Annotated in this window: 8 protein-coding genes; 7 read left to right on the top strand and 1 reads right to left on the bottom strand. The window is 71.4% G+C overall.

The genetic code is table 11. The features are described 5' to 3' along the window. Positions 1-549, bottom strand: a 549-nt coding sequence (locus tag G5C51_RS21965; RefSeq protein WP_165239867.1) for a bifunctional DNA primase/polymerase, incomplete at its 3' end; no start/stop codon positions are given. A 225-nt stretch (positions 550-774) separates the two neighbouring features. Here G5C51_RS21965 and G5C51_RS21960 point away from each other — a divergent pair. The 7 genes from G5C51_RS21960 to G5C51_RS21930 all read left to right on the top strand — a co-directional run bounded on the left by G5C51_RS21960 (position 775) and on the right by G5C51_RS21930 (position 7031). After that, the gene (locus G5C51_RS21960; RefSeq protein WP_165239866.1) at positions 775-1047 is read left to right on the top strand and encodes a hypothetical protein; all 273 of its coding nucleotides are present in this window, start codon (positions 775-777) and stop codon (positions 1045-1047) included. Positions 1048-1167: 120 nt separating this feature from the next. Then, on the top strand, positions 1168-2079 hold the full coding sequence (locus tag G5C51_RS21955) for a Zn-ribbon domain-containing OB-fold protein (protein WP_165239865.1): 912 nt from the start codon (positions 1168-1170) through the stop codon (positions 2077-2079). After that, positions 2076-2468: a hotdog family protein gene (locus G5C51_RS21950; RefSeq protein WP_165239864.1), complete on the top strand. Its 393-nt coding sequence runs from the start codon at positions 2076-2078 to the stop codon at positions 2466-2468. Before G5C51_RS21955 ends, G5C51_RS21950 begins: the two co-directional genes overlap by 4 nt. Continuing rightward, the gene (locus G5C51_RS21945) at positions 2465-3634 is read left to right on the top strand and encodes a lipid-transfer protein (protein ID WP_165239863.1); all 1170 of its coding nucleotides are present in this window, start codon (positions 2465-2467) and stop codon (positions 3632-3634) included. Before G5C51_RS21950 ends, G5C51_RS21945 begins: the two co-directional genes overlap by 4 nt. 54 nt (positions 3635-3688) lie before the next feature. Then, complete coding sequence (locus tag G5C51_RS21940; RefSeq protein WP_165239862.1) at positions 3689-4555, top strand: glycoside hydrolase domain-containing protein; 867 nt, start codon at positions 3689-3691, stop codon at positions 4553-4555. Between the two features lie 164 nt (positions 4556-4719). Further along, on the top strand, positions 4720-5256 hold the full coding sequence (locus G5C51_RS21935; RefSeq protein WP_165239861.1) for a SigE family RNA polymerase sigma factor: 537 nt from the start codon (positions 4720-4722) through the stop codon (positions 5254-5256). Positions 5257-5369: 113 nt separating this feature from the next. Beyond that, positions 5370-7031, top strand: a complete 1662-nt coding sequence (locus G5C51_RS21930) for a long-chain-fatty-acid--CoA ligase (RefSeq protein ID WP_165239860.1) — start codon at positions 5370-5372, stop codon at positions 7029-7031. The last annotated feature ends 58 nt before the right edge of the window (positions 7032-7089 follow it).

The following is a 7089-nucleotide window of genomic DNA, read 5'->3' as shown; positions in this document are numbered from 1 at the left end:
GGCCAGGGCCGAGTTCGGGGCCAGGCGGTAGCGGCCGCGCAGGGTGATCGAGCCGGGGCCGACCAGGTAGCCGCCGGTGCCGCGGACGTCGATGCCGGGGGCGAGGCGGCCCGCGGAGTTGGGGACCTGGGCGCCGGGCGGGCCGGCGAGCCACAGGTGGCGGCCGCCGCTCGGGGTGAGGACGGTGACCGTGGACGGGATCGTGAAGCCGTAGCGGTCGGCCAGCGCTTCGAACGCCGTCAGCGAGTCCACCCCCGTTTTCACGTCCAGGTCGATGCCGATCAGGCGATACGGGGGGCGCCCGCAGGCGATCCCGTAGCCGGTGGCCCAGGGCGCGGCGGCGAACAGCTCGCGGACCGTATCCGGGTCCACCGAGGCGTCGTGGACGCCGTGGCCGAGGCGGCCGCACTCGCCGCGGCAGGGCACCCGCGGCCAGTCCTGGTGGTGCGGTGAGCGCACCGCGGGTTGCTTGGCGCGGGACAACGGGAAGACGGGCAGGCCGCGTTCAGCCGCGGCGAGGGCGTGTTCGAGTGCTGCGGAGCCGTCCATGGCTCCAGTATCGAATATTTGTTCGAGACGCGAAAGTGGGGGGCGTGTGCGGGTTTAGCCGGGGCGGATCATGCGGTCGAGCGAATCGCGGGTTGTGTGGTGATAACCCCCGGATTCCGGGGGCAACGATGCTGTCGCGACGTCGTGCAAGACCCCAGGGGCCGCCGCCCGGTGGCCCCGGAACGTAACCAGGCTTGAAGCAAGCCACTGGGAGGGACCAGAACCATGGCCAGCATCCGCACCGCCCGCATCATCGCCGCCGTAGCCTCCGTACCGCTGGCAGCGGCGCTCCTGTCGGGCGTCGCCCAGGCGGACAACGGCGCCTTCGCCAACAACCACTCCATCTCGGGGGCCACCAGCCAGGAGGCAGGCGGAGGTAACTACGGCATCGGCAACAACAGCTCCAACACCCAGCAGTCCAACGTCGGCGTCGGCAACAGCAACACGAGCACGACGGTGACCGGCGACGGCAACGTCGTCTTCTCTCCGCTCTGGTAAGCAGCAGCCGGGTCTGCGCACGGCGAGGCCGCATCCCTTCGGGGGTGCGGCCTCGCCGCCTTTGCGGGGGGCGGCAGTTGTCTTGACACCCGCACGTATCTGACGGACAGTCAGATTCTTATGAGCCAGGACGACGACGCGCTCCACGAGCGGCTTAAGGCGTACGAGGGGAAGTCCGCCGGGGAAGGCGGCCGCGGCCCCGATCCGGTCAACGACCCCATGATCCGCCACTGGTGCGAGGCCCTCGGCCACCCCGCGCCACCCGACGGCTCCGCACCCGCGACGATGCTCCAGGTGTGGACGATGGCCGGCTACAACGGGCCGACCGGGCGCTCCGAGAACTACCTGGAGATGTTCCGGCTGCTGGACGAGGCCGGCTGCACCTCCATCGTGGCGACCGACTGCGAGCAGGAGTATCTGCGGCCGCTGCGGCCGGGGGACGAGCTCGTCTACGACTCCGTCATCGAGACCGTCTCGCCGCGGAAGACCACCAAGCTGGGCAGCGGGCACTTCATCACCACGCGGATGGAGTTGCGGGTGGGGGACGAGACCGTCGGGACGCATCGCTTCCGGGTCTTCAAGTACGCACCGGCCAAGGCCCGTAAGAGCTCGGAAGAGGCCGCCACCAAGGCCAAACGGCCGCGCCCCGTCGTCAATCGCGACAACGCCGGCTTCTGGGAAGGCGTCGCCGACCGGAAGCTGCTCTTCCAGCGGTGCGACGGCTGCCGCACCGCCCGCTTCCCCTGGCTGCCCGGCTGCAACTCCTGCGGCTCGCAGGAGTGGACGGCCGAGGAGGCGAGCGGCGACGGGACCGTCTATTCGTACGTCGTCATGCACCACCCGCCCTTCCCGGCCTTCGACCCTCCGTACGCCGTCGGGCTGATCGAGCTCGCCGAGGGTGTGCGGATGATCTGCAACGTCGTCGGGGTGCCGTACGACAAGGTGCGCATCGGGATGCCGGTGCGGCTGGAATTCGCCGAGGTGGAGGACGACTTGGTGCTGCCGGTGTTCCGGGCCGAGGAGGCGGTATGAGCGGCGAGACCCTTCCCGAGCTGCGGATACCCGTCACCCGCAAGCTGATCGTCGGCGGCGCCATCGCCACCCGCGACTACCAGGACGTGCACCACGACGCGGTGGCGGCGAAGGAGCGCGGGTCACCCGACATCTTCATGAACATCCTCACCACGAACGGACTTGTCGGCCGCTACGTCGCCGAATGCCTCGGCCCTGGGACGCAGGTGTGGGCCGTCAAGATCCGTCTCGGCGTCCCGCAGTACCCGGACGACGAGCTCGTGTTCACCGGCGAGTTCACCCCCGGCGACGACGGGACCGGACAGGTGTCCGTGGTCGGAAGGAACCGCCTCGGTGCACACGTCACCGGCACCGTCACCGTCGTTCTTGCCGAGGAGGCGCGCGAATGAGCCGGAGTGCACCCGATCGCCTCGGCGGCAGAGCCGCCATCGCCGGCATCGGCGCCACCAAGTTCTCCAAGGACTCGGGCCGCAGCGAGCTCAAGCTCGCCGTCGAGGCCGTGCACGCCGCCCTCGACGACGCGGGGCTCACGCCCGCGGACGTCGACGGCATGGTCAGCTTCACCATGGACACCTCGCCCGAGATCACCGTCGCGCAGGCGGCCGGGATCGGCGAGCTGAGCTTCTTCTCCCGGATCCATTACGGGGGCGGCGCCGCGTGCGCCACCGTGCAGCAGGCCGCGATGGCCGTCGCCACCGGGATCGCCGAGACCGTCGTCGTCTACCGGGCGTTCAACGAGCGCAGCGGCCGCCGCTTCGGCTCCGGCGTCACCCGCCGCGAGCCGTCTGCCGAGGGCGTCGCGCTCGGCTGGGCGCTGCCGTACGGGCTGCTCACGCCGGCCTCGTGGGTGGCGATGGCGGCCCAGCGCTATCTGCACACGTACGGCCTGGACGCCGCGGAGGCCCTCGGCCCGGTCGCCGTTACGGCCCGTAAGCACGCCGCCAACAACCCCAACGCGTACTTCTACGAGCGCCCCATCACCCTCGCCGAGCACGCCGCATCGCGCTGGATCGCCGAGCCGCTGCGGCTGCTCGACTGCTGCCAGGAGACGGACGGCGGCCAGGCGCTGGTGATCACCAGCGCGGAACGCGCCCGCGACCTGCGGCAGAAGCCCGCCGTCATCACCGCCGCCGCGCAGGGCGCGGGCCGGGCGCAGGAGCAGATGACCAGCTTCTACCGGGACGAGCTCACCGGGCTCCCGGAGATGGGCGTCGTCGCGCGGCAGCTGTGGCAGACCTCGGGGCTCGCCCCCGGCGAGGTCGATGTCGGGATCCTTTACGACCACTTCACGCCTTTTGTGCTGATGCAGCTCGAGGAGTTCGGCTTCTGCGGCCCCGGCGAGGCCGCCGCTTTCGTACGGGAGGAGCGGCTGCCGCTCAACACCCACGGCGGGCAGCTCGGCGAGGCGTATCTGCACGGCATGAACGGGATCGCGGAAGGCGTGCGGCAACTGCGCGGCAGCTCCGTGAACCAGGTGCCGGACGCGGCCCGGGTGCTGGTTACGGCGGGGACGGGCGTTCCGACGTCCGGGTTGCTCCTCGGCGCAGACGGCTGACGGGGGGCGTGTCGCCGGGCCGCGCGCCGTCCGGCGGCACCTTCACTGTCGTTCATGCATCAACTGGGCAGTCCCACCAGCCGGATTCTCGTGCTCGCCGCGGCGCTCGCGGCCCTGACGGGGTTCGCCCCGGCGGCGGACCCGAAGCCGATGGCGGGACAGGGCGCCGCGGAGACGGGCCGCGCGGCCTTCGGCGAGAAGCTCTTCCAGGGCCGGGCGTTCGACACCTGCAGCGCCCCGCCGCCGGCGACGATGCGGGCCTGGCGGAAATCCCCGTACCGGGCCGTCGGGATCTACTACGGCGGCCGCGGCCGGCACTGCCAGGAGCAGCCGTACCTCACCTCGTACTGGCTGCGGGCCGTGCACCGGATGGGCTGGCGGGTGCTGCCGGTGTACGTCGGCTCGCAGCCGCCGTGCATCAAGGGCGCCAAGAAGGCGGTCCGGATGCACGCGGACGCGGCCAAGGCCGCGAAGGCCGGGCGCTCCGAGGGCCGGGACGCGGTCGCGCGGGCGAAGCTGCTGGGCATGGCCAAGGGCAGCCCGCTCTTCCTCGACATCGAGGCCTTCTCGTACAAGGACGCCAAGTGCCGCGCCACCACGCTGGAGTTCGTCCGGTCCTGGAACCGCGAGGTCGACCGGCGCGGCTGGCTGCCGGGCTTCTACAGCAGCGCCAACTCCGGTGTGCGGATGATGGAGCAGGCGCGGCGGGCCGGGCAGGACGGGATGCCCGAGGTGATGTGGTTCGCGCGCTGGCACATCGACCCGAGCCTGAACAAGGAGCCGCAGCTGGCCGCGGACGCCTGGCAGCCGCACCGGCGGGTGCACCAGTACGCGGGCAACGTCGAGGAGACGCACGGCGGCGTGAAGCTGATGATCGACCGGAACGTGGTCGACGCCCCGACCGCCGTGCTGGAGTGGTGACGGGCCTCCAGGAGGAGCGTCCCCGGGTCATCCCTGCGGGGTAGTCCTAAGTCCCCTCCACCCAGGGGAGGTGTAGGTAGCACTACCCGTACTCCCTGAGGTGGAGCCGCCTTCGAGACCTCCGGCCGATCCTTTCGGTACGGCCCCGCTCTTAGCGTTGTGCCATGGCCGCAACAGTGTGCAAGACCGCATCCACCCCCGCGTTTCCGACGTTCACGTCGTACGTGGCGGACCGGGGTCCGGTCCTCCTGCGCACGGCCCGTTCGCTGACCCAGAACCCCGCCGACGCCGAGGACCTGCTGCAGACGGCGCTGACGAAGACGTACCTCGCCTGGGAGCGCATCGAGGACCCGCGCGCGCTGGACGGATACGTCCGCCGGGCCCTGGTCAACACCCGCACCTCGCAGTGGCGCAAGCGCCGCGTCGACGAGTACGCGTACGGCGACGACCTCCCCGAGCCGGACGTCGTCCCGGCGCCCGACCCGGCGGAGGCGCAGGCGCTGCACGACGCGATGTGGACGGCGATCAAGCGGCTGCCGGCGCGGCAGCGGGCGATGGTCGTCCTGCGGTACTACGAGGACCTGAGCGAGCAGCAGACGGCGGAGGTGCTCGGGGTGTCCGTCGGTACGGTCAAGAGCGCCGTGTCGCGGGCGCTGGCGAAGCTGCGCGAGGACACGGACCTGGGGGGTCTGGCGGCGTAGTGGGTTCGCGCGGCTCCAGCTCGTACGGGGTAGTGACATACCGCCCGGTCGGCAGCAGAATCTGCCAGTAATTACTGGCGCGTATTTGCGGCTCCGACCCTCGGGAGGCCCCGGTGCTGAGCACGATGCAGGACGTACCCCTCACTACCCAGCGCATTCTGGCCCACGGCATGACCGTGCACGGTGCCGCGCAGGTGATCACCTGGACCGGCGAGGGGGACCCCGCGCGGCGGACCTTCCGGGAGACGGGCGAGCGCGCGGTGCAGCTCGCCACGGCGCTCCGCGACGAGCTCGGCGTCGGGCAGGCCGACCGGGTCGCGACGCTGATGTGGAACAACCAGGAGCACATGGAGACGTATCTCGCCGTCCCCTCCATGGGCGCCGTCCTGCACACCCTCAACCTCCGGCTGCCCGCCGAGCAGCTCACCTACATCGTCAATCACGCCGCCGACCGCGTCGTGATCATCTCCGGCTCGCTGATCCCGCTGCTCGCGCCGCTGCTGCCGCGGCTGGGCACGATCGAGCACATCGTGGTCGCGGGCCCCGGCGACCGTACGCCGCTCGAGGGCGGGCCGGCGCGGGTGCACGACTACGACGAGCTCATCGCGGGGCGGCCGAACTCCTTCGACGGCTACGCCTGGCCGGAGCTCGACGAGCGCGACGCGGCGGCGCTCTGCTACACCTCCGGGACGACCGGCGACCCCAAGGGCGTGCTCTACAGCCACCGCTCGATCTATCTGCACTCGCTGCAGGTCAACTCGGCGGGGTCGTTCGCGCTGACGCCCGCGGACCTGGCGCTGCCGGTGGTGCCGATGTTCCACGTGAACGCGTGGGGGCTGCCGCAGGCCGCCTTCATGGCGGGCGCTTCGCTGCTGATGACGGACCGCTTCCTGCAGCCGGAACCGCTCGCCGAGATGATCGAGACGATGCGGCCGACGATCGCCGGTGCGGTGCCGACCATCTGGCAGGGCCTGCTGGCCGAGCTGGACGCCAAGCAGCGGGACGTCTCCTCGCTGAAGAGCGCCATCATCGGCGGCTCGGCCTGCCCGCCGGCGCTGATGACCGCCTTCGAGGAGCGGCACGGCGTCCGCGTGGTGCAGGCCTGGGGGATGACCGAGACCTCGCCGCTGGGCTCGGTGGCGCATCCGCCGGCCGGGCTGCCCGAGGAGGAGGAGTTCGGGTACCGGATCACCCAGGGCCAGTTCCCGGCCTCGGTGGAGGCCCGTCTCGCCGGTCCTGACGGCGGCTTCCAGCCGTGGGACGGCGAGTCGACCGGCGAGCTCGAGGTGCGCGGGCCGTGGATCGCGGCGGCGTATTACGGGGGTGCGGGCGGGGATCCGTTCCGTCCTGAGGACAAGTTCAGCGAGGACGGCTGGCTGCGTACCGGCGACGTCGGGACCATCACGCCGGACGGCTATCTGACGCTGACGGACCGGGCGAAGGACGTCATCAAGTCGGGCGGCGAGTGGATCTCGTCCGTGGAGCTGGAGAACCAGCTGATGGCGCACCCGGGCATCGCGGAGGCGGCGGTCATCGCCGTACCCGACCAGCAGTGGGGCGAGCGGCCGCTGGCGGCCGTGGTGCCGCGGGACGGCGCCGACGAGGTGTCGTACGAGGAGCTGCGCGGCTTCCTCGGCGAGCAGATCGCGAAGTGGCAGCTGCCGGAGCGGTGGGCGCGGATCGCGGCGGTGCCGAAGACGAGCGTGGGGAAGTTCGACAAGAAGGTGCTGCGGCGGCAGTACGCGGACGGGGAGCTGGACGTCACCGAGCTCTAGCGCCTGGCGGCTTGGCCTGTCCGCGGCGCGGGCGGCTGAAGCGCGTGGGCCGGGCGGC

This window comes from Streptomyces coryli, assembly GCF_011044975.1.
Classification (GTDB): domain Bacteria; phylum Actinomycetota; class Actinomycetes; order Streptomycetales; family Streptomycetaceae; genus Streptomyces; species Streptomyces coryli.
Note: the sequence above shows the minus strand (reverse complement) of the source record. Positions and strands in the feature narration are given on the sequence as shown.

Bases quoted from the DNA above. Each gene is read 5' to 3' on its own strand.
- G5C51_RS21960 (WP_165239866.1), top strand. From the start codon at position 775: ATGGCCAGCATCCGCACCGCCCGCATCATCGCCGCCGTAGCCTCCGTA.
- G5C51_RS21955 (WP_165239865.1), top strand. From the start codon at position 1,168: ATGAGCCAGGACGACGACGCGCTCCACGAGCGGCTTAAGGCGTACGAG.
- G5C51_RS21950 (WP_165239864.1), top strand. From the start codon at position 2,076: ATGAGCGGCGAGACCCTTCCCGAGCTGCGGATACCCGTCACCCGCAAG.
- G5C51_RS21945 (WP_165239863.1), top strand. From the start codon at position 2,465: ATGAGCCGGAGTGCACCCGATCGCCTCGGCGGCAGAGCCGCCATCGCC.
- G5C51_RS21940 (WP_165239862.1), top strand. From the start codon at position 3,689: ATGCATCAACTGGGCAGTCCCACCAGCCGGATTCTCGTGCTCGCCGCG.
- G5C51_RS21935 (WP_165239861.1), top strand. From the start codon at position 4,720: ATGGCCGCAACAGTGTGCAAGACCGCATCCACCCCCGCGTTTCCGACG.